A 19,151-nucleotide genomic window follows, 5' to 3' on the forward strand; every position below is an offset into this window, starting at 1 on the left:
GTCTGGTAGGTCCGGGCTTTAGCCCGGACAATCTGCCGCGCGAGAGGAAGGGGCTTTAGCCCCTGAGGAAAACTCGCCATTACCGGTACCCCTCCACCGGATAATCCTTCCGTAGCGGATGCCCAACCCACTCGTCCGGCATCATGATGCGGCGCAGGTTCGGGTGCCCCTCAAACCGGATCCCGAACAGATCGAAAACTTCGCGCTCGTAGTAGTTCGCCCCCGGCCACACCGGTGTGATCGAGTCCACCGTCGGATCCGACTCATCCACCAGCACCGTGAGCCGAATCACATGCTTGTACCTGTGCGAACACGCGTGATACACCACCCGAAACCGCGGCGTAGAAGGGAACCAGTCCACGGCCGTTACGTCCTGAAATGCGTTGTATCCGGCCGCGATCAGCGTCTCGCACGCGCCCCTGATCTGGTCCTTCGCAATCGTCAGCGTCAGCTCACCGCGATCGAATCGCGCATCCGTCAGCGCATCCGCATTCCATCCCAGCAATGCCGTAACCGCCGGATGCTCCGCCATGCTCTCCAGAACGGCCGCCTTGCCGATCAGAGTCGTCTTAGCGTCCGCCATTAAAGATCCGCCTTGTCCAGGCTCCAGTCCAGGATGCCCTTGCGCACGATGTAGTACAGGCCCACCGCGATGAATCCGAGATACACCAACATCTCCCAGAATCCGAACAGATGCGATCCGGTGATCGCGGGAAGCTTGCGGTAGATCACCGCCCAGGGCATCATGAACACCGCTTCCACATCGAACAGGATGAACAGCATCGCCACCATGTAGAAGCGCACGCTGAACCGCTGCCGCGCGTCGCCCACGGCCACAATTCCACATTCATAAGCGGCCATCTTGGTCGCACTGTTCCGGTGCCGCCCGATAAACCACGACCCGGCCACCATCGCCGCACCCATGCCGAACGCCACCAGGATTTGCAGCAGGAGCGGCACATACTGCCAGTGGTAGGGAATCGATCCGCTATTCATCGCGTGCAGCCCCCAAAAGTGACGAATTTGCGCGGTTGGCACAGAGAGATCGTGCTCCCTTATTAAGCACAACCGCTGGTTTGAGCTTAGGTTTTCAACCTAGCTCCGGTCAAGGACGACACCTTAACTGCAAATCATGCATCAGATGAGATAACGAGGCACTGGGAACGGTGCAATCCAGTACCTCTAAGAAACAAGCTGATCAGATCACCCCGCCAACTAGGAGTGATCCTCATCACTTCGTTTCCCAGGCAGCGAACGCATAATCTGACCATTCCTGTTGTGGACTTAGGTACCTCGGTCATCTGAATACGTCAAAGAATTGGCCGAGGAATAACATGAGGATCAACTGTATGATCGGGACCGCAGCTCAGCACCTCGCTTTCTCGGGATCTGCCTCAGCCTTCCCCTCCCAGGCCGCCTGCGTTCGGCGTCGTATCACTCCTCAAGCCGGACACGCACTCGAAAAACTTGGCCATGCCATCGAGTACCTCACCGACGAATTCATGAACGAAGAAGGGCAGCCGCCCTTCCGCCGCGACGGTCGCCTCGAAGCCATCGAACTCCTCATGGCCGCCAACCGCGAGATCTACTACCACTGCCCTGAAGTGCCGAGTTTCCGCACCCGCTTTTCAGCTTTCCTGCACCGCTTCGTTTAATCCGCCACTCCTCCTCCAAAACAAACGGGTCCAGCCCAATGGCCGGACCCGTTCTTTCTGCCGTGCTTCTGCTCGTGCTCTTGCTATTCTTGCTGCCACTCCCGGTGGGAATCTGCTGTTAGGGTGCCCGTCCCCCCGGGTTAGCGACGCGCACACCGCGTGTTCCAGCAAGGCCGCGGGACCCCCGTCCCTGTTCGCCCCGGTCACTAGTGCCTCGACCCAGAGCGAAGATCGCTTCGCTCAATACAATGAAGAGCGGCTGCAACATTAGAGGCACGTTTGACTACTCGCCAGAAGAAAGCCGCGCCCGGCATAAACATCTCAAGATTGCTCGACCCACGTGCGCTTGAGCGATCGGAGATCGTTGCAAACGCCTGCATGAATCGCGAATGAAATCTATTCGGCGCGAATAGTTACGAAGCAGATCTCGGGCTTGACCCCCTGAAATTTCTGGCCGATATTCTTCAAAACCAAGGGGAAGCTGCGTGGCTCGATCTTTGTTGCGGCGCCGGACGGGCATTGCTCCAGGCGGCCGCTGCCATCGAAGGAGCTGGCCCTGCCTCCCGAATCCAGTTGCTCGGTGTGGATCTCGTCCCCATGTTCGATCCCATACCAACTGGCCTGAGTCAGATCCGTCTGATTTCTGCATCCGTGGAGACATGGCAGACACAACAGCGGTTTGATCTGATCACGTGTGTTCACGGCCTCCATTACATCGGCGACAAGCTTGGCCTTCTTCAGCGGGCGGCCCGATGGATGAGAGGGAATGGCCTCCTCATGGCGCACTTGGACTATCGAAATCTGAGAATCACTGGCAAACAGCAATCCGGCGCGGTGATCGGCAAGGACCTCCGTCGCGCCGGATTTGAATACATGCCGGGTCGGCATCTGCTGATTCGAAAGGGCGCCACTACTCCCGTCGTCCTTCCTTACCGTTATTTGGGCGCTGACGATAGTGCTGGGCCTAATTACACCGGACAATCGGCTGTCGAGTCCTTTTATGAGAGGGTTCAGGTCTGACTACCTATTTCCGGCCTCCCCATGCCTCGCGCAGCCTAATCCGGCGAGCAAATCCCTACTCAGCGCATTCGAACTCGCTTGGTCTCAGTGCGAATCCGCCCGAAGCCGCACAAATACCGAGACCCCCACTGGATCAGACCCGTAGATCGGTTTCAGTGGCGCGCCCACTCCATACGTCGATACTTGCGCACCCACTGCCGATGAGATGCCCGGCACCAGGCGAATCTCACGGTCATACCCAACCGTGTAGGCCTGGACATGGGTAAGCGGCTCCTCCTTGAATCCAGATGGCAGAGGATTCTCGCCTGCAACCAGCTCGTTGGATCTGCCGGCATTCTCGAGCCGGACCCACGCGTAGTTCTTCTCCAGAAACTTCACCGTCGACTCGAACAGATAGCTGTTTTCCTTCGCCGAGTCTTCCAGCGATCTGGTTCTGCCCCACACAGCGCTGCTGGCCCAGTTCCCATGCTGGAAAGGCTTGTTGTACATCACTGAGGCCGTGGTCCTGGCCTGGTCTTCGGAGGGAAACAGCGCCTCTGGGCTCGTGATGCGGCCATAGGAAAACTGCCCGCTCCAGTTCTGGCCCGGTTGCACCGTCAAGCGCGCCGACCAGGAATCGATCTTGCCCTGGTCGATATTCCACCGGAACTCATCTGGCTCCCTCCCGTGGAAGCCGCTCATTTCCACGCGGACCATGCGATGCGTGAATCCGGCCGTAACTACGTCGTTGGCAATATGCGTCGAGTCCTGCTGATGGTGCCCCAGCGTACCGACCGGGTTTTCTGAAGCCGATGCGCGATGTGGGTAAGCTGTAGGGCCAATCGCTGGGTCACCCACAGGTGCCGCGTAGAACGTCAGAAGGCTCCGCTCACCAATCGGCACATCGTACAGGGCGCCCAGTTCCATGAAGAAGTCGTGCGGATGCTGGGCATCTGCCAGCGGAACCCCGTATGCTGTCTCACCCTGCTGAAACAGCAGGGGGTACCGGCGATCCGTCACGGTGGCCGGCTCAAGGCTGAACATCGCGCGAAGGTTCAGTTGTCCCGGGCCAAGGGAACGCTGCGCCATGGGCATAAACCAATTCGTCGAAAAGAACTTGTCGCCGCCGCGTGGGCTTGTCTGCTGGGTATCCAGCAAGAATGCGTTCGCATGAAACATCAGCATCCAGCCGCCCTTCATCCACATAACCATCGGAGTTGGTGTGGAATTTGGCTCCGCACTTGTCCCTGAAGCCGCATGGTGCCTGACCTCCTGGATGAAGGTCTTCGGATGCATCTGCTCCATCAGATCTCCCATGCCGCCGTGCATCCCGTGCATAGACTTGTCCGAGGGCATTTTCATCTGATCCGCCGACTCTTTTGGCGAACTCTGCTGGCTACTTAAAACAGCAGTCGAGACTGCGAACAAGATCAAAGCAAGAATCGAGATTTGTGAAAGCCGCATTCTCATTCTTTACAGATGTATTCCTCGTCCTTCAGATGCGCACGCGCCTCGAAGGGGCGCACTCCAGCATGCCAGGAAAGTCTTGCTGGCGAAGCCTCCGCACTAGTTTTGACCAAATGAATTGAATCGGACCGGACTTATTTCCCCCGCGCGCACAACCACCCGTTCGTTTCCAGCCACTCCAAAATCGCCCCCTGCCAGCGATCGCGCGGCATCAGAAAGAAGCCATGCTGTCCCTTTTCAAACAGGCGCGCCTCAACGGGCACACCTGCGTGCCGCAATGCCTCATAAAACTGGATGGTATTGTCCACGTCCACCAGGCGATCGTCACTCGCGTGAAGAAGCAGCGTCGGCGGCGTCTCGGGCGTCACCTGCAACTCATTTGAGAACAGCCGGACAAGGTCGTCGCTCGGATTCGCGCCCAGCAGCGCTTTGCGCGAATCCATGTGGGTGATCTTGGCGTCCATGCTGATCACCGGATACACCGCGATCAGGAAGTCAGGCCGGAGGCTCACCTGATCGGGGTTGTCGACATATGCCTTGCTGAAGTGCGTGGCCAGCGTCGTGGCCACATGGCCGCCCGCCGAAAATCCGATGACGCCCACGCGCGACGGATCCACATTCCACTCCCGCGCGTGCTGGCGCACGAAACGAATCGCCTGCTGCGCGTCCTGGAGCGGCCCAATGGATTTGTCCACCATCGTCTTATCGCTGGGCAGCCGATACTTCACCACAAACGCCGCGATCCCGTGATCGACGAAAAATGCCGCCTGCTGCGTGCCCTCAAACTCGTAGCTCAGCCCGGCGTACCCACCGCCGGGAATAACCAGCACTCCCGCCCCGGTAGCCTTCACCTTCGCCGGCAGATACACCTCGATCTTCGGCCGCGACACCCTCTGCACCCAGCCCGTATTCGTACCCGTCTCCTCGTCGGGACCGGGCTTCGAATTGGGAATCGCCTCGTCCCCGTACAGCGGAAAGCTTTGCATCTTCGGTGGAAACGCGCTGGCCATGTCGAACGGCTGGGCCGCCGGCTTCTGCTGTGCGGTCAAAATCGTGCACAGGCTGGCGGAAAGCAAAATCAAAAATTGGATCGTCCGAGTTTTCATGCGCGGGTTATGCCTTTCACCGCCGCCGATCATAGCACCCGCCATTCGGGCGCCCCGGTCCGGCCCCTCGCCTTCGGGGACCTGAGTGGGACGCCGACCGGCCCGTCGGCCTGGGTCCCTCAAGAATCGTTGTCAAGCCCCCGTCCTGTGGAAAACAGGCCTAACCCGGTGAATCTACTCACTCCAAAATGTGGAAAACTAATTGCCGATTACTCTTCGAATTTGCTAGCCTAAATATAGGAGCAAAAACAGTGCCCGCCGGACCCCAATCCGGCGGGCATTTTCTTTTGCGCCAAATCTTTCGCACTTAAAGGAAACGCTCATGCCTGTAGCCGACGAAATCACCATAAACTCTGCCGTCCAACGCTGCGTCAACGCTTGGCGCGAAGCCCTCACCCGCAAGAACTGCAAGGACCCCATCGATCCCGGCGTCTGGGAGCGCGACTATGCCGGCAAAGCCTACCGCAAGGCCCTCCCCTGGCTCTCCACCCCTGACAACGTCGACGCCTTCATCGCCTGCGTAGCCCAGGGCCTCGCCATCGGCGCCATCGACCCGTCCCACGCCACCAAACTGCTCTATGCCGCTCAGGTCGCCATCACCTCCCGCCGCGCCCGCCTCCACGCCGAAAAAGAAGCCCGCGCCCAAACCAAGGTGGGTGCCCCCGGTCCCTCGCCCTTGGGGACCGGGGAAGGATCTCACCCAACCACCCCCTCCCCCCTAGGCAAGAAGGTCGGCGAAGCCGCAGCCGCCGCACCGCAGGTGCCCGAGGGTGCCCCACCCTTGGGGACGCCTTCATCGTCACCAAGGGTGGGAGACCACGAACCCAAACCAGCCCCTAACGGCGCTGAAGCGCCACAGGCTCCCCCCACCCCCTCCCAGATGACATCGAGTTGGATCAACCACTTGGGGCCAGAAATACCGGGAAACCACGGACCTAGATCCGTAACCTCAGCACCCCCCCCACCCCTCCCCCTGGGCACTGAAAGGGCCGCAGGCGCAGTTGGCCGCACCGCAGGTGCCTGACTTGCTGCTTTTCTGACAGAAAGAGACCCCCACCCCCCCGGGCAGGGAATTAAGCGCCAACTCGCCAACCTGCCACGTCCGAAAGGACGCCAACCCGCGAAAGAGGACCATCAAAGCGAACGCAATCGCCGCTTCACCCCACGCTCAAACGCATGAGAGGAGATCCCTGCCCAAAATGCCCCTTGGAGGCGAAGCCGCAGTTGGCCGCACCGCAGGTGCCTGGTCCCTCGCTTTACTGCCCCACCGCCAGCACCGCAAACAGAAGGATCCAGGCCGCGCCCAGCGTATGCCAGTACCAGCCCGTCACGTCCACGGCAATCTGCCGCGACTCCACCCGCTTGAACCAGCCCAGCGCCGTCACGCACAACATCAGCGCCAGCACCCCCAGCACAAGGTGCGCCGCATGCAGCCCCGTTACGAGATAGAAGAAGTAGCTCGCCGGCGTCGATCGGCCGCCGAACTCGAATCCCTCTGCTGTCAGCTGCTTCCAGGCAATCACCTGGCCGGTCACAAAGAGCGCGCCCATCGCCAGTGTCGCCCCCAGCCACGGCAGCGCTCGCCGGAGCGCGGGCCGCCCCAGCCCCAGCCACTCTTCCAGCACATCGATCTCTCGGAAGATGTGCCTTCGCGCAAACTCCATCGTCACGCTGCTCAAAAGAAGAATTGCAGTATTGAGATACAGAATTGGAGGCAGCTCGATCGGGTGCCAGTCGCCGATCATCTCGTGGCTCCGCGGGTCCATGTGCATCCCCGCCTGCCGCGCGAAGAACAGCACCACCAGTGCCGCGAAGAACATCATGTCCCCAGCTAGAGCGAAGAACACAAAGAACCGGATGCGCTGGAGCCGCTCTCGAGGCCCTTTTCGGGGACTTTGCCAATCGTCGTCGCCTCCGCCGCCCCCTCCGCCGGTGGGCCGGCGGTCAACAGGGGGCTTCCCCCCAATTCCTGGTTCTTTCCGTTCTACTTCAACGGGAGCGCGGCTGCTAAAGGCGATGGGCATGGGGAAGCCTCGATGTGTTCGTGAGAAATTGTTCCCACTCCATGCTTGGACGCACGGACCAGAGCATGAGATGGTCGATTTTCTACCAGAACCTCGTCTCTGCGACAGAGAAATTTTATTTCCGCTTTTCTTCCCTTGCCATCTCGACAAACTGACGGTGCACGCGCCTGTCCTGCGACAGCTCCGGATGAAACGTCGCCGCCATCAACTTCCCCTGCCGAACCAGCACAGGAAATCCGTCGCGGCGCGCTAATACTTCGACGCCCGGACCAGCCTCCACGATGCGCGGTGCGCGAATAAAAACCATCTCCAGCGGATCGCCGGGAAGGGAAGACGGCGCAGTCTCGATACTCGAATCGATCTGTCGCCCGTACGCGTTCCGCTCCACCACCGCATCCAGCGCTCCCAAACTCTTCTGCGCCGGGTGACGCACTTCCTTCGCCAGCAGAATCGCCCCCGCGCATGTGCCGAACGTCGGCCGCGCCTGCACAAACTCTTTGAGCGCGTCGAAGAACCGCCGCCGCTCCAGGAACTTCAGCATGGTCGTCGACTCGCCCCCGGGAATGATGAGCCCATCCAGCCCATCCAGTTCTTCGGGATTGCGAACCTCTACCGCCTCGGCTCCCGCCTCCGTCAGAGCCTCGGCATGCGCCGCAAAATTCCCCTGAATCGCCAGCACCCCAATCCGCGGCCGCGTCGTGTCTCCCGTCAACTCAGTCCCTTTCTTTTACCGATCCTAAAAGCAAACCGGAGATGCATCGCATCTCCGGTCCGCGTTAGCGATACTCTTGGCGTCATTCGCCGAAGGCAGTTGGCCCCACCGCAGGTGGTTACCAGCCGCGGGTCTGCAGAAGTTCCTTCTCTTCAATCGCCGCTGCCGCCAGGCCCTTCATCGTGCCGGTCACCTGCTCGCTCACTTCGGCCAGGATCTTCGCGTCGTTGTAGTGCGTCGTAGCAACCACAATCGCCTTCGCCCGCGAAACCGCCTCCGCGCGCTCCTTCGGATCGTTCTCCACGTCCAGCGGAGTCGCCCGTTCCTTCATGAAGATGCCGGACCCAACGAAGATCGCCTCGGCGCCCAACTGCATCATCAGCGCTGCATCCGCCGGCGTAGCAATGCCGCCAGCCGAGAAGTTCGGCACCGGCAGCTTGCCCGTCTGCGCCACCATCCGGATCAGCTCATAAGGAGCCTGGTGCTCCTTGGCAGCCGCGTAGAGCTCCTGCTCGCTCAGAACGGTGAGGGCCTTCATCTCCTTGACGATCTGCCGCATGTGCTGCACGGCGTGAACCACGTCGCCTGTTCCCGCTTCGCCCTTGGTGCGGATCATCGCCGCGCCCTCGGCAATGCGCCGCAGCGCCTCGCCCAGGTTCCGCGCGCCGCACACAAATGGAGTGGTGAACGCATGCTTGTCGATATGGTGAACCTCATCGGCCGGTGTCAGCACTTCGCTCTCATCGATAAAGTCGACGCCGAGCTCCTGCAGAATCTGCGCCTCGGCAAAGTGCCCGATCCGCGCCTTGGCCATCACCGGAATGGAAACCGCGTCAATGATGCCTTTGATCAGCTTGGGACTTGCCATGCGAGCCACGCCGCCCTCGGCGCGGATCATCGCCGGCACGCGCTCCAGCGCCATCACCGAAGTGGCGCCCGCTTCCTCCGCAATCCGGGCCTGCTCCACGTTCATCACGTCCATGATGACGCCGCCCTTCAGCATCTCAGCCAGCCCTACCTTCAGACGCAGGCTCGTTCCCGTAAAGCTCTTGTTTCCATTCAGTTCAGACATGTCAGTTTCCTCTTCCGGGTATACGCCGCGCGCACAATCTAAGGCGTCAGCGGCAATTGGAGGTCAATATCCAGTGTATCAGTGATTTCGCTCTGCCTATCCGATGCGAAACCCCACCTGTCGGGCGCAATTCTTAAAGCCTCCTAATGAGAATGTCCTGCTTCTGGTCAACCGGCTGCATACTTCCAAGCCGCATGGCCGCCGCAGCACATCCCGTCACGCCGCCACCGCCGCTTCAGCCGCCGCCGGCCAGCGCCGCAGAAACCGAAACCGCCCTGGTGCAGGCCGAGACTCCAGCTCCGCTCCAGCGTTCTGAGATCGATGCCGATTCCGTAGTCGGTCGTCTGCCGGTGGAACTCGAAATCGGCGTGCCCGTTCACGACTTTCGTGTTCGCAACCTGCTGGCGCTCGAGCCAGGCGTCATCGTCGGCTCCCATTGGAGCCACGGCGACGACCTTCCGCTCCGTGCCGGGAACGTGCAGCTGGCCTGGACCGAGTTCGAGGTCGTCATCAACAACCTGGCAGCACGCATCACCCGCATCGCCTGAGACCGCACCGGAGAAACCTCTTATGAAGACCCCAAACCCTGCGGTGCCCGGCGGACTGGCCGGTTGGATTCTCGCCCGGTGGAAGAACCGCGGCCGCGTACAACCGCGTCTCGCACTCCTTGAGCGCATCAGCCTCGCTCCGCGCCAGACGCTCTCGCTCGTTGAGGCCGAAGGCCGCCGCTTCCTCATCGCCATCTCGCCCGACGGTTCTCCGGCCTTCTTCGCGCTCGATGGGCCCGCACCTGCGAAGCGCTCCGGGAGGATCTCGTGGTAGTTCTCCTCGCCGCCGCGCGCAATGCTTCGGTGCCGCTGTTGCCCGATCTGAACTCGAAGCTGCACGCCTCCGACTCGACCCCCTGGACGATCGTCTTCGTCCTCACGCTCATCACTCTGCTGCCCGCAATCCTGATGGCCATGACGCCGCTGGTGCGACTCACCGTCGTCTTCCACTTTCTGCGCCAGGCGCTCGGCACGCAGACTGCGCCCTCGAACACCACATTGCTCGGCTTGGCTCTGATGATGACGTGGTTTCTGATGACGCCGGTCCTCACCCTGGTTGATCAGCAGGCCGTCGAGCCCTTTCGCTCCGGCCAGATCACCGGCATGGAAGCCATCGACCGCGGCGCGCAGCCTGTGAAGCACTTCATGCTGCACTATGCCCGCGAGAAGGACCTGGCGCTATTCACCGCTGCCGGCCAGATCCAGCGGCCCAACTCGCCCGACGACCTGCCCATGCGCGTCGTCATTCCGGCCTACGTGCTCTCCGAGCTCAAAGCTGGGTTCGCTATCGGAGCTGTCCTCTTTCTGCCATTTCTGCTCATCGACATGGTGACCGCTTCGATCACCACATCGATCGGCATGTTCCAGTTGCCGCCCGTTGTTGTGTCCACGCCGCTCAAAATTCTGCTCTTCGTCATGGTGGATGGCTGGAACCTGCTGGCCAGCTCGCTGTTGAAGAGCTTTTAGGAGACTCCAATGACCGCCGACATGGTTGCCGAGTTACTGCGCCAGCTCATGCGCGAAGCCATGATCCTCTCCGCGCCCGTTCTCGTCATTGCGGCTCTGCTGAGCTTCGTTCTCAGCCTGGTCCAGACCCTCACCAGCCTCCAGGATCAGTCGCTCACCACCGTTCCACGCCTGGTCGTAGTCGCCGCGGTTCTGCTCGTCGGCATGCCATGGTTCCTTGGCCGCATGACGGAGTACACGCGGGTCCTCCTCATGGACCTGCACAAGTATCTGGGATGAGAAAGGCAGCCAGTAGCCGGTAGCCGGTAGGTGATCAGTCCACGGGCGGCCGAGGCTACAGGCTACTAGCTACGAGCTACAGGCTATGAACGACTGGCCCACATTCCTGAGCGCGATGACTCTGGCCCTGATCCGGATCAGCGGCATTGTGCTCTTTGCACCGCTGTTCTCTTCCAACGCTCTCCCCGTGCGCACCAAGGCTGCCTTCGTCCTCGTCGTCGCCTATCTGCTTGCGCCGCTCGTGGCCACGCTGCCCAATGCGCATGCGGAAATCAACTTCGCCGCAATCCTCGGCGAACTGGCTGTTGGCTTGGTCTACGGACTCACGCTCGCCCTGCTCAACGAAATGCTTCTGTTCGCCGGACAGATCATGGGCATGCAGCTCAGCTTTTCGCTGGTTAACCTGATGGACCCTTCCTCGCCCATCGAAACCCCGCTGCTCGGCACCATGTTTCAGCTCATGGGCACGCTGGTCATCATTGCCGCTGGCCTCGACCGCATTCTGATTGCCTCGATGGTGCGCAGTTTCCACGCCGTTCCGCTGGGAACCTACGCGCTCGCTCCTGTCACTGGCCTCGCCATTGTTCGTGCTGCCGGCGGAATCTTTGTAGCCGCGCTCGAACTGGCCGCCCCTGTTCTGGCCGCCACCATGCTGGTTGAGATCTCCGTCTCCCTGATGGGCAAGCTCAGCCCCCAACTGCCGGTCATGAACTTGACGGTTCCCATTAAGACCCTCACCGGCTTCATCGTTCTGGCGGGATCGCTCGCTCTCTGGCCGCGCTTCATCGAAGGCCGCTTCAGCGCGCTGCTCGATTTTGCCGAACAACTCATCGCGGGCCACGCACAGGCCGCCGGACTGGGAGGCTGATCCATGCCCGGCGACCGCACCGAACAGGCAACGCCGCACCGGCGGGAAAAAGCCCGCAAAGACGGCGACATCCTGCACAGCCGCGAGCTCACCGCAGCAGCCGGCACCCTCGCCGGCGTTCTCGCCCTCGGCCTGCTCGGCAGCCGGTCGCTTCTCGCCTGGCGCAGTATCTTCGGGCAATTCCTCGACCTCGGGCACCCCGCGCATTGGGAGCCCAGCCAGATTGCACCCACCATGATCGCGCTGCGCCGCCTGTCGCTCGCGGTCTTCGGCCCAGTGGCCATCGTGATGGCGGTCGTAGCCGCTGCGGCTCTCGGCGTCGCCGTTGTCCAGACTGGCGGCCTCTCCGTTCAGGCCGGCGCAGTGGGATTCAAGCTCGACCGTATCAATCCGCTCTCGAATCTGAGGAACCTGTTCTCGCTGCGCGCCGCTGGCCGTCTCGGCAAGTCGCTGATCCCGGCCGCCATTCTCGCCGTCTTTGCCGTGCAGCGCATCGCGCACCAGTTCTCGGTGCCGCCCTTCTCCACCGCCCGCCTCGAGATGTTGGGAAACGACATCTTCGGCCTGTTGCAGGCCGCCGCATGGCTGCTCTTCGGCTGGGCGGCAATCGACTACCTCATCGAGTGGCAGAGCCGCGAGTCCCGCCTCAAGATGAGCCGCCAGGACATGCGTGACGAGTTCAAGGAGACGGAAGGCTCGCCTCAGGTCCGCAGTCGCATCAAGGGCCTGCAGCGCCAGATGCGTCGCCGCAAGGTGAAGCAGGATGTAAGCCGCGCCGCAGCCATCATCACCAACCCGACGCACTACGCCGTCGCTCTCGGCTTCGACTTCAACACCATGGAAGCGCCCAAGGTCCTCGCCAAAGGCCGCAACCTTCTGGCCGAGGAGATCAAGGCCGAAGGCCGCTGGGCCGGCGTGCCCATTGTCGAGAATCCGCCGCTGGCCCGTTCGCTCTACCGCTCGGTCGAAGTTGGCCAATCGATCCCGGTCGACCTCTACCAGGCCGTCGCGTCGATCCTCGCCTACCTGTACCGCCAGCGTGTGGAGTCCGAAGTCCGTGAGCGCCGCGCCCGCGAAGCCGCTGCCCGGAACGCTGCCCAGGCACGCGCCCGCGCTTTCCGCGGCGTCCGCCCCAATCCTCAATCACCACCTGACTCGCGAGGCCCGCAATGAGCACCACTGCCGTCGCACCTGCACCGCCGTCCCCCGCGGCGTTTTCCTTCCTGGCTCGCTTCAAGGACTACGCGCTGCCGTTCGCCGCCATCAGCGTGATCTTCGTGATGCTGGTGCCGCTGCCTGCCGTGGCGCTCGACCTGCTGCTGGCGCTCTCGATGGCCGCCTCGATGATCGTCTTCCTGGCCTCCGTGCAGATACGTCGCGCCGTCGAGCTCAGCGTCTTCCCCACGCTGCTGCTTCTGCTCACGCTGTTCCGGCTCTCGCTCAACATCGCCTCCAGCCGCCGCATCCTCCTGCACGGCTCAGAAGGCACCTCCGCCGCCGGCAAGGTGATCGAAGCCTTCGGCCAGTTCGTCGTTGGCGGAAACTACGTCGTCGGTTTCGTTCTGTTTCTCGCTCTCATCGCGATCCAGTTCTTAGTGGTTTCTCATGGAGCGGTTCGCACCGCTGAGGTCACTGCCCGCTTCACCCTCGATGCACTGCCCGGCAAGCAGATGGCGATCGACGCCGACATGAACGCCGGCTCCATCGATGAGGCTGAAGCCCGTCGCCGTCGCCAGGCCGTTGCCCGCGAAGCCGAGTTCTACGGTGCCATGGACGGCGCGGCACGCTTCAACCAGCGCGACTCGCTGGCTACCATCCTTATTACCGCAATCAACATCATCGCCGGCCTCCTGATCGGAACGCTGCAGCAGGGTATCGGCCTAAGTGAGGCGGTCCGCACTTACACCATCCTCACCGTCGGCGACGGCCTCGTGACCATGATCCCCTCGCTGCTCGTGTCTGTTGCCGGCGGCATCACCCTCACCCGCGCCAACTCCGCCGGAATGCTGGGCGGCGAGATCCGGCAGCAACTCCTGGCCCGGCCTTCGACACTCTACCTTGCCTCGATCGTCACCGGAGCACTGTGCCTGATCCCGGGTCTGCCCAAGTTCGCCTTCCTGCTGGTTGCGTCCGTCCTCTTCATCGCCGGCCGCCGGGTTGCCGCCGCCCCGGCCGCAGCGCCTCCGGCTGAGCTGGGGCAGATCGAGAAAAAGAAAGCCGAACAACAGGCGCAGCCAAACGAGCTGGCCAATCTGCTCCGGCTCGAAGACCTGACCCTCGAGATCGGCTTCCAGCTGATTCCGCTGGTCGATGAAAAACAGGGCGGCCAGCTTCTCACCAGGATCCGCACGCTGCGTCGTCACCTTTCAGGTGAGCTAGGTTTCCTGGTTCCTCCGGTGCACATTTCGGACAATCTCCGCCTCAAGCCTCGCGAGTACGTCTTCTCCCTGCGCGGCCTCGAGATCGCCCGCTGGCAGACCGAAGGCCCGCAGCTTCTCGCCGTCTCGGGCGATGCGAATCGGCGCCCTCTGGCGGGCCGAGAGACCCGCGAGCCCGCATTCGGCGTGCCCGCGCTCTGGATTGCTCCTCAGCTCGAAGAGCAGGCAATCGCAGCCGGCTATTCCGTGGTCGACGCCGCCACCGTGATCACCACTCATTTGGGTGAACTGATCCGGCAGCACGCCTGGGAGCTGCTGAATCGCGCCGAAATCAAGCGCCTGATGGAGTCGCTCAACGAATCGCACCCCAAGCTGATGGAAGAGCTTGTCCCCAAGTTGCTCACGCTCGGCGAAGTCGGCCGCGTGCTCGAGCAGCTTCTGCGCGAGCGTGTTTCCATCCGCGACTTCGGCGCCATCCTCGAAGCCCTGCTCGAGACCGCTCCGCTGAACAAAAGCACCGAGGCGCTGGTCGAGGCGGCGCGGCAGGCGATGGGCCGACGACTCGTGCAGCCGCTGCTCGACGGAGACGGCCAGCTTCCCGTACTGCTACTCGACGCCGCCATCGAGGACGAGATCCTCTCCACTGTCTCCCCAGACCCCGGCCAGCGCATGCTTTCGGCCGCTTCGGTCCCCGGCACTCCGCTGGTGCGTCGGCTGGTGGATTCTTTGAAATCTCTTATCGCTTCCAGTTCCCCTGCGGCCTCGCCCGTGCTCCTTTGTCCGAGTCCTGCCCGTTATTACGTCCGGCGCTGGCTGGAACCGATCTTCCCGCGCCTTGCCGTGGTGGCGGCCGGGGAGATTCCTCCCGAGGTGAGGCTGCGCCCGGTAGGAACGGTTCGGTAATGCAGTCCGGTGATGCGGTTCGGGACAGGTAAACAGGCCAGGGGGCGCGAGGCATGGGGATGCTCGATTCAGGGTATACGGCTGCAGTTCAAGGCCAGGCAGTTCGTCGCGGGATGCCGCTTACAGGAAGTTATCCGCCGTCCGGCAGCAATGCCGGAATGACTGCGGAGCAGGAACGAATGCTCCTCGAGCATCTGCCCGTGGTGCGTTTTCTGGCGCGCAGGATTCATGAGCGGCTGCCGCAGCACGTCGAAATCGAAGATCTTGTTTCGGCGGGTGTAGTCGGGTTGCTCGACGCCTTCGCCAAGTTCGATCCCGAAAAGAAGGTCCAGTTCCGCAGCTACGCGCAGTTCCGCATCCGCGGCGCCATTCTCGACAGCCTGCGTACCCTCGACTGGAGCCCGCGCGAGTTGCGCCGCAAGGGCCGCGCGGTCGAAGAAGCCATTCGCGTCCTGACAGCCCGCATGGGTCGTCCGCCGCACGAGAACGAAGTCGCCCAGGAGATGGATCTGTCACTCGACGAGTATCAGCAATTGCTCGGTGACCTGAAGGGTCTCGAAATCGGCACGCTGCACATGGAGCGTAACGAAGACTCAGGCGAAGAAGAGCTCGCCTACGTTCCTGGTAATCCCGAGGAGGATCCACTCTTCCGGTGCCTCCGCGGTGAACTCGCAGAGCGGCTCACGGATGCCATTCAGAATCTGCCCGACCGCGAGCGGCTGGTGATGACCCTCTACTACTTCGAAGAGATGACCATGCGCGAGATCGGCCTGGCGCTCGGAGTGGTTGAGTCGCGCGTCTCACAGATTCACGCCTCGGCCGTGATCCACCTGCGTTCGGCCCTGAAGGACCTGGCGGCCAAAGGCGCGTTCGAACGCAACGGCAGGAAGCGGCTGAACAAGCGGACACTTGCAAGCTAGGGGCAAGCTGAGGACTAACCCATGGAAAAGATGCTGAAGCAGGACGAGATCGATGCGCTGTTTGAGGCGGCGCGCACGCAGACGGCCGATGGAGAGCCGCACGAAGAAGTCCGCGCCCGCGTGGTGCCGTACAGCTTCGCCTCCGCCGGCCAGATCTCGACCGAACAGCTACGCGCCATCAGCATGCTCAACGACCTGTTCGCGCGCAATCTCACGCACAACCTTGCGGCTTCGCTGCGCACGCGTTTTCAGGTCAACCTGGTCTCGGCCGAGCAGATTCAGTTCAACGACTTCATCCTGCGCATCCCGGAGATCAGCTACGTGGCCTCGGTGCGTCTCGAGCCGCTGGGCGCTTTGTCGATCCTGCAGCTCGAAATGTCGCTGGCTCCTCCCATCATCGATCTGCTTCTCGGCGGCGATGGCAAGCAGGGAACCCTCCGCGAGCTGACCGAGATCGAGGAATCCATCCTGGGCAGCGTGATGGAAATCATCTGCCGTGAGCTGACCGCGGCCTGGCAGGCAGTTGGACTCAGCTTCAGTTTCGATCGCCGCCAGATGCTCACGCAGGTGGCGCGCGTCATCAGCGTGAATGAGAAGACGCTGTGCCTCAGCTTCGAGATTCGCATGCCGCACGGCTCGGGCCTTCTGAACCTGGCGTTTCCGGCGGTTGTTGCCAATGCCATCCTGCGCCGCCTGACAGTGGACTTCGGCCGCGGCAGCCGCCATCCCTCCGAGACCCGCGCGCTTCTTGAGGAGCGCGTGAAGAGGATCCGTTTCGGTACCAGTCTGCAGCTCCCAAGCGTCCGGGTTCCTGCCAGGGCCATTGAAGAATTGGCACCGGGCTCGTTGATCCGTTTCGATCTGCCTGCCCGGGTGGCGCCACTGTGGTGCGCCGGCGGGCAGGTGCTTACAGCAGCTCAGGCGGTGCGGCAGGGCGCAATCCGCGGCGCCCGAGTTGAACGCGGAGTATCCGCCCAAGAGGGGAACAACGCATGACCTACCTCGATTGCTGGATCTCGTCCGCTACCGCGCTGTTCTCGCAGGCCCTCGCTGGCGAGCCAGAACTGGTCGAATCGCTGCCCCGGCCCACGGGCGCCACCATTGCATTTACCGCGACTGTTTCCGGCGACCAGGAGGGCCGCTTCACTGTCATCCTGGATCGCACGGTTCTGGATACGCCGCTGCTCGGTGAAGGAGTCGACCAGGAGTCGGCCTGGTCCGAACTGCTCCGTGAGGTCGCCGATGCCGCGGTGGGCGAGTTGCTGGCCGAGACCGGCAAGAAATGCCGCGTTGATCGTTTTGAAGCCGGCAGCGGCGAAGATAAGGTCAGTCGCGCGTTTCAATTGAAATCGGGCGAACATGCCTGGACGGTTCTGGTGCGCGATGAGGTTCGGGCCCCTAAGGCAGAGGCTCCCAAACTCGACGGGAAGAAGCCTGCCGTTTCACCGTCACCTACAGCGGCAAGATCAGCTGCAGCGGCAACCGGCGCAGTGCCGGACGGCGTCGCGGCTCTTTCGCCGGGACTCGAATTGCTGTTGGATGTCGAGCTCGACGCCACGCTCCGATTTGGGTGCCGCGAGCTTCCGCTGGGCCAGATTCTCGAGCTCGGCCCCGGCGATGTCGTCCAGCTCGACCGTATGGTCAACGATCCCGCCGACCTCATTGTTGGCGACAAGATTGTAGCCCGCGGCGAGGTGGTCCTGATCAACGGCAACTTTGGACTACGCGTGACCGAAGTGGCCGCTCCGCGGAAGCGCCTGGAGACGATTCGATGCCTCTTCTAATCCGGCGCAGCAGCGCGCCCCTGGCTCTTCCGGCCCCGCAGCTTGAAATCGAGCGGCAGACCACTTTGGATACGGCTTCCTGGTGGCCGCCCGAGCCTGCCTTGGTGAAATCCCGCATTCCCGGTCGCGCGCTGATACAGACCTGCGCGAATTCGGAGTGTCGTTCTGGCTGGCTGCAGGTATGGCGCAGCCGTTCGGCGCCCATCTTTGAAGGCGGGTGGAACTGCTCGCCGGAGTGTACGGCACAGCGCATGCAGGCGGCCATCAGCCGCGAGCTGGACGCTCGTGGCTCCTCAGTGGAACGGCATCGCCATCGTGTACCGCTGGGCCTTCTGATGCTGGAGCAGGGCTGGATCACGGCCGCGCAGCTCCGCGGCGCGCTCGAACGCCAGCGCGCCAACAAGGCCGGCCGCCTTGGTCACTGGCTCATGGCGAGGGAAGGCGTGAGCGAGCAACTCGTGACGCGCGCGCTCGGCTTGCAGTGGAGCTGCCCGGTGCTGCCGCTCGAGTTTCATGATCCCGAGGGGTTGAGTCCCCTGCTGCCGCGCCTGTTTGTCGACGCCTTCGGCGCGTTACCGTTGCGGGTGGCTGCCGGCAAGCTGATCTACCTGGGATTCGAAGACCGCCTCGACCCCGCGCTCTCTCTCGCACTCGAGAGAATGTCTGGCCTGCATGTGGAGAGCGGAGTAGTGCAAGGCTCGCAATTCCATCCTGCGCACACGCGCATGCTCGAGGCGAAGTTCCCTCCGGTCGAACTCCTGGAGGCCGCCTCCGAACCGGCGCTGGTGCGGGTTCTCACCAAGGCCATCGAGCGGACAAAGCCAGTTGAATCGCGCATGGTTCGCGTGCATGACTGCCTGTGGCTGCGCATGTGGCGCCGGCCACAAACTACGGCGGTGCCGGATGTGAACTCAGTCCAGGACCTGATCTGCACGATCGCCGGCTAACCCCCTTTTCTGGCTTTCTTGGAACTCATGGTCTGGAGCCGAGCGCCGATACAGCCAAAGGGAGGGAGTGACGGCATGAGTGAAATACAGACATTGATCGTGGACGACTCATCGGTCATGCGCAAGATTGTGGAACGGGCGTTGCGACAGGCGGGGCTGGACTCGATGCACGTATACGAGGCGGGAAACGGGGCCGAGGGATTGGAGATCCTGCGGTCCTCAACGGTGGACCTGATTCTGTCGGATATCAATATGCCGGCAATGGATGGGCTCGAATTTCTCAGGCAGATCAAGGATCAGAAGCTGGCCCAGGGAGTGCCGGTTGTGATGATCACTACCGAATCGAGTGAGGAACACGTCAAGCAGGCCATCGCTGCCGGGGCGCGCGGATACATTCGCAAGCCGTTCACACCCGAGCAGGTGAAAGAGCGCGTACTGCCGCTCGTGAAAGTGGCCTGAGTCCGATGTGGCTTTATGGAGTTCGCAATGCCTCCCGGGACCACGGGCTAGGCAGGGAAATGGA

22 protein-coding genes are annotated in these 19,151 nt (G+C 62.2%); 15 read left to right on the top strand and 7 right to left on the bottom strand.

The window, feature by feature from the left end; translation table 11 throughout:
- Positions 1 to 79 precede the first annotated feature (79 nt).
- On the bottom strand, positions 80 to 583 hold the full coding sequence (locus MOP44_RS20400) for an NADH-quinone oxidoreductase subunit C (RefSeq protein ID WP_260792241.1): 504 nt from the start codon (positions 581 to 583) through the stop codon (positions 80 to 82).
- On the bottom strand, positions 583 to 996 hold the full coding sequence (locus tag MOP44_RS20405; RefSeq protein ID WP_260792242.1) for an NADH-quinone oxidoreductase subunit A: 414 nt from the start codon (positions 994 to 996) through the stop codon (positions 583 to 585). The genes MOP44_RS20400 and MOP44_RS20405 overlap by 1 nt, the downstream gene beginning before the upstream one ends.
- A 353-nt stretch (positions 997 to 1,349) precedes the next feature.
- On the opposite strand from MOP44_RS20405, the gene MOP44_RS20410 reads away from it, so the two are divergent.
- The gene (locus tag MOP44_RS20410) at positions 1,350 to 1,655 is read left to right on the top strand and encodes a hypothetical protein (protein WP_260792243.1); all 306 of its coding nucleotides are present in this window, start codon (positions 1,350 to 1,352) and stop codon (positions 1,653 to 1,655) included.
- Between the two features lie 459 nt (positions 1,656 to 2,114).
- Complete coding sequence (locus MOP44_RS28180; protein ID WP_390905504.1) at positions 2,115 to 2,675, top strand: class I SAM-dependent methyltransferase; 561 nt, start codon at positions 2,115 to 2,117, stop codon at positions 2,673 to 2,675.
- Between the two features lie 84 nt (positions 2,676 to 2,759).
- Here MOP44_RS28180 and MOP44_RS20420 read toward each other — a convergent pair whose 3' ends face one another.
- Together MOP44_RS20420 and MOP44_RS20425 are read right to left on the bottom strand one after the other, a co-directional pair.
- Entirely contained in the window at positions 2,760 to 4,016 is a 1,257-nt protein-coding gene (locus MOP44_RS20420) for a hypothetical protein (RefSeq protein WP_260792245.1), read from the bottom strand.
- 239 nt (positions 4,017 to 4,255) lie between these two features.
- Positions 4,256 to 5,203 carry an alpha/beta hydrolase gene (locus MOP44_RS20425; RefSeq protein ID WP_260792246.1) on the bottom strand — a complete coding sequence of 316 codons (948 nt, stop codon included), beginning with the start codon at positions 5,201 to 5,203 and terminating at the stop codon, positions 4,256 to 4,258.
- 346 nt (positions 5,204 to 5,549) lie between these two features.
- Between MOP44_RS20425 and MOP44_RS20430 the strand changes: the two genes are divergently transcribed.
- A complete protein-coding gene (locus tag MOP44_RS20430; RefSeq protein ID WP_260792247.1) occupies positions 5,550 to 6,251 on the top strand; it encodes a hypothetical protein in 702 nt (233 codons plus the stop codon).
- 232 nt (positions 6,252 to 6,483) lie between these two features.
- Here the strand turns inward: MOP44_RS20430 and MOP44_RS20435 are convergent, their stop codons facing one another.
- The 3 genes from MOP44_RS20435 to pdxS all read right to left on the bottom strand — a co-directional run bounded on the left by MOP44_RS20435 (position 6,484) and on the right by pdxS (position 9,035).
- Positions 6,484 to 7,251, bottom strand: coding sequence for a cytochrome c oxidase subunit 3 (locus MOP44_RS20435; protein WP_260792248.1), 768 nt, complete (start codon positions 7,249 to 7,251; stop codon positions 6,484 to 6,486).
- Between the two features lie 115 nt (positions 7,252 to 7,366).
- Positions 7,367 to 7,963 carry a pyridoxal 5'-phosphate synthase glutaminase subunit PdxT gene (gene pdxT, locus MOP44_RS20440; protein ID WP_260792249.1) on the bottom strand — a complete coding sequence of 199 codons (597 nt, stop codon included), beginning with the start codon at positions 7,961 to 7,963 and terminating at the stop codon, positions 7,367 to 7,369.
- A 118-nt stretch (positions 7,964 to 8,081) separates the two neighbouring features.
- Positions 8,082 to 9,035, bottom strand: coding sequence for a pyridoxal 5'-phosphate synthase lyase subunit PdxS (gene pdxS / locus MOP44_RS20445; protein ID WP_260792250.1), 954 nt, complete (start codon positions 9,033 to 9,035; stop codon positions 8,082 to 8,084).
- Between the two features lie 152 nt (positions 9,036 to 9,187).
- On the opposite strand from pdxS, the gene MOP44_RS20450 reads away from it, so the two are divergent.
- The 12 genes from MOP44_RS20450 to MOP44_RS20505 all read left to right on the top strand — a co-directional run bounded on the left by MOP44_RS20450 (position 9,188) and on the right by MOP44_RS20505 (position 19,087).
- Positions 9,188 to 9,583 (top strand): FliM/FliN family flagellar motor C-terminal domain-containing protein, encoded by a 396-nt coding sequence (locus MOP44_RS20450; RefSeq protein WP_260792251.1) that lies wholly within the window; start codon positions 9,188 to 9,190, stop codon positions 9,581 to 9,583.
- Between the two features lie 22 nt (positions 9,584 to 9,605).
- Positions 9,606 to 9,857 carry a flagellar biosynthetic protein FliO gene (locus MOP44_RS20455; protein WP_260792252.1) on the top strand — a complete coding sequence of 84 codons (252 nt, stop codon included), beginning with the start codon at positions 9,606 to 9,608 and terminating at the stop codon, positions 9,855 to 9,857.
- Positions 9,851 to 10,549 (top strand): flagellar type III secretion system pore protein FliP, encoded by a 699-nt coding sequence (gene fliP, locus MOP44_RS20460; protein ID WP_260792253.1) that lies wholly within the window; start codon positions 9,851 to 9,853, stop codon positions 10,547 to 10,549. Before MOP44_RS20455 ends, fliP begins: the two co-directional genes overlap by 7 nt.
- A 9-nt stretch (positions 10,550 to 10,558) precedes the next feature.
- Positions 10,559 to 10,828 (top strand): flagellar biosynthetic protein FliQ, encoded by a 270-nt coding sequence (locus MOP44_RS20465; RefSeq protein ID WP_260792254.1) that lies wholly within the window; start codon positions 10,559 to 10,561, stop codon positions 10,826 to 10,828.
- A gap of 85 nt (positions 10,829 to 10,913) precedes the next feature.
- A complete protein-coding gene (locus MOP44_RS20470; protein WP_260792255.1) occupies positions 10,914 to 11,696 on the top strand; it encodes a flagellar biosynthetic protein FliR in 783 nt (260 codons plus the stop codon).
- Positions 11,697 to 11,699: 3 nt separating this feature from the next.
- Complete coding sequence (locus MOP44_RS20475; RefSeq protein ID WP_260792256.1) at positions 11,700 to 12,869, top strand: EscU/YscU/HrcU family type III secretion system export apparatus switch protein; 1,170 nt, start codon at positions 11,700 to 11,702, stop codon at positions 12,867 to 12,869.
- Positions 12,866 to 14,977 carry a flagellar biosynthesis protein FlhA gene (locus MOP44_RS20480; protein ID WP_260792257.1) on the top strand — a complete coding sequence of 704 codons (2,112 nt, stop codon included), beginning with the start codon at positions 12,866 to 12,868 and terminating at the stop codon, positions 14,975 to 14,977. The genes MOP44_RS20475 and MOP44_RS20480 overlap by 4 nt, the downstream gene beginning before the upstream one ends.
- A 53-nt stretch (positions 14,978 to 15,030) precedes the next feature.
- Positions 15,031 to 15,897 carry a sigma-70 family RNA polymerase sigma factor gene (locus MOP44_RS20485; protein WP_260792258.1) on the top strand — a complete coding sequence of 289 codons (867 nt, stop codon included), beginning with the start codon at positions 15,031 to 15,033 and terminating at the stop codon, positions 15,895 to 15,897.
- A gap of 21 nt (positions 15,898 to 15,918) precedes the next feature.
- Positions 15,919 to 16,893 (top strand): flagellar motor switch protein FliM, encoded by a 975-nt coding sequence (locus MOP44_RS20490; RefSeq protein WP_260792259.1) that lies wholly within the window; start codon positions 15,919 to 15,921, stop codon positions 16,891 to 16,893.
- Positions 16,890 to 17,681, top strand: coding sequence for a FliM/FliN family flagellar motor C-terminal domain-containing protein (locus tag MOP44_RS20495; RefSeq protein ID WP_260792260.1), 792 nt, complete (start codon positions 16,890 to 16,892; stop codon positions 17,679 to 17,681). The genes MOP44_RS20490 and MOP44_RS20495 overlap by 4 nt, the downstream gene beginning before the upstream one ends.
- The gene (locus tag MOP44_RS20500) at positions 17,669 to 18,628 is read left to right on the top strand and encodes a hypothetical protein (protein WP_260792261.1); all 960 of its coding nucleotides are present in this window, start codon (positions 17,669 to 17,671) and stop codon (positions 18,626 to 18,628) included. Before MOP44_RS20495 ends, MOP44_RS20500 begins: the two co-directional genes overlap by 13 nt.
- A 75-nt stretch (positions 18,629 to 18,703) precedes the next feature.
- Positions 18,704 to 19,087, top strand: a complete 384-nt coding sequence (locus MOP44_RS20505; protein WP_260792262.1) for a response regulator — start codon at positions 18,704 to 18,706, stop codon at positions 19,085 to 19,087.
- The last annotated feature ends 64 nt before the right edge of the window (positions 19,088 to 19,151 follow it).

It is taken from the genome of Occallatibacter riparius (assembly GCF_025264625.1).
In the GTDB taxonomy this organism is placed as follows: Bacteria; Acidobacteriota; Terriglobia; order Terriglobales; family Acidobacteriaceae; genus Telmatobacter; species Telmatobacter riparius.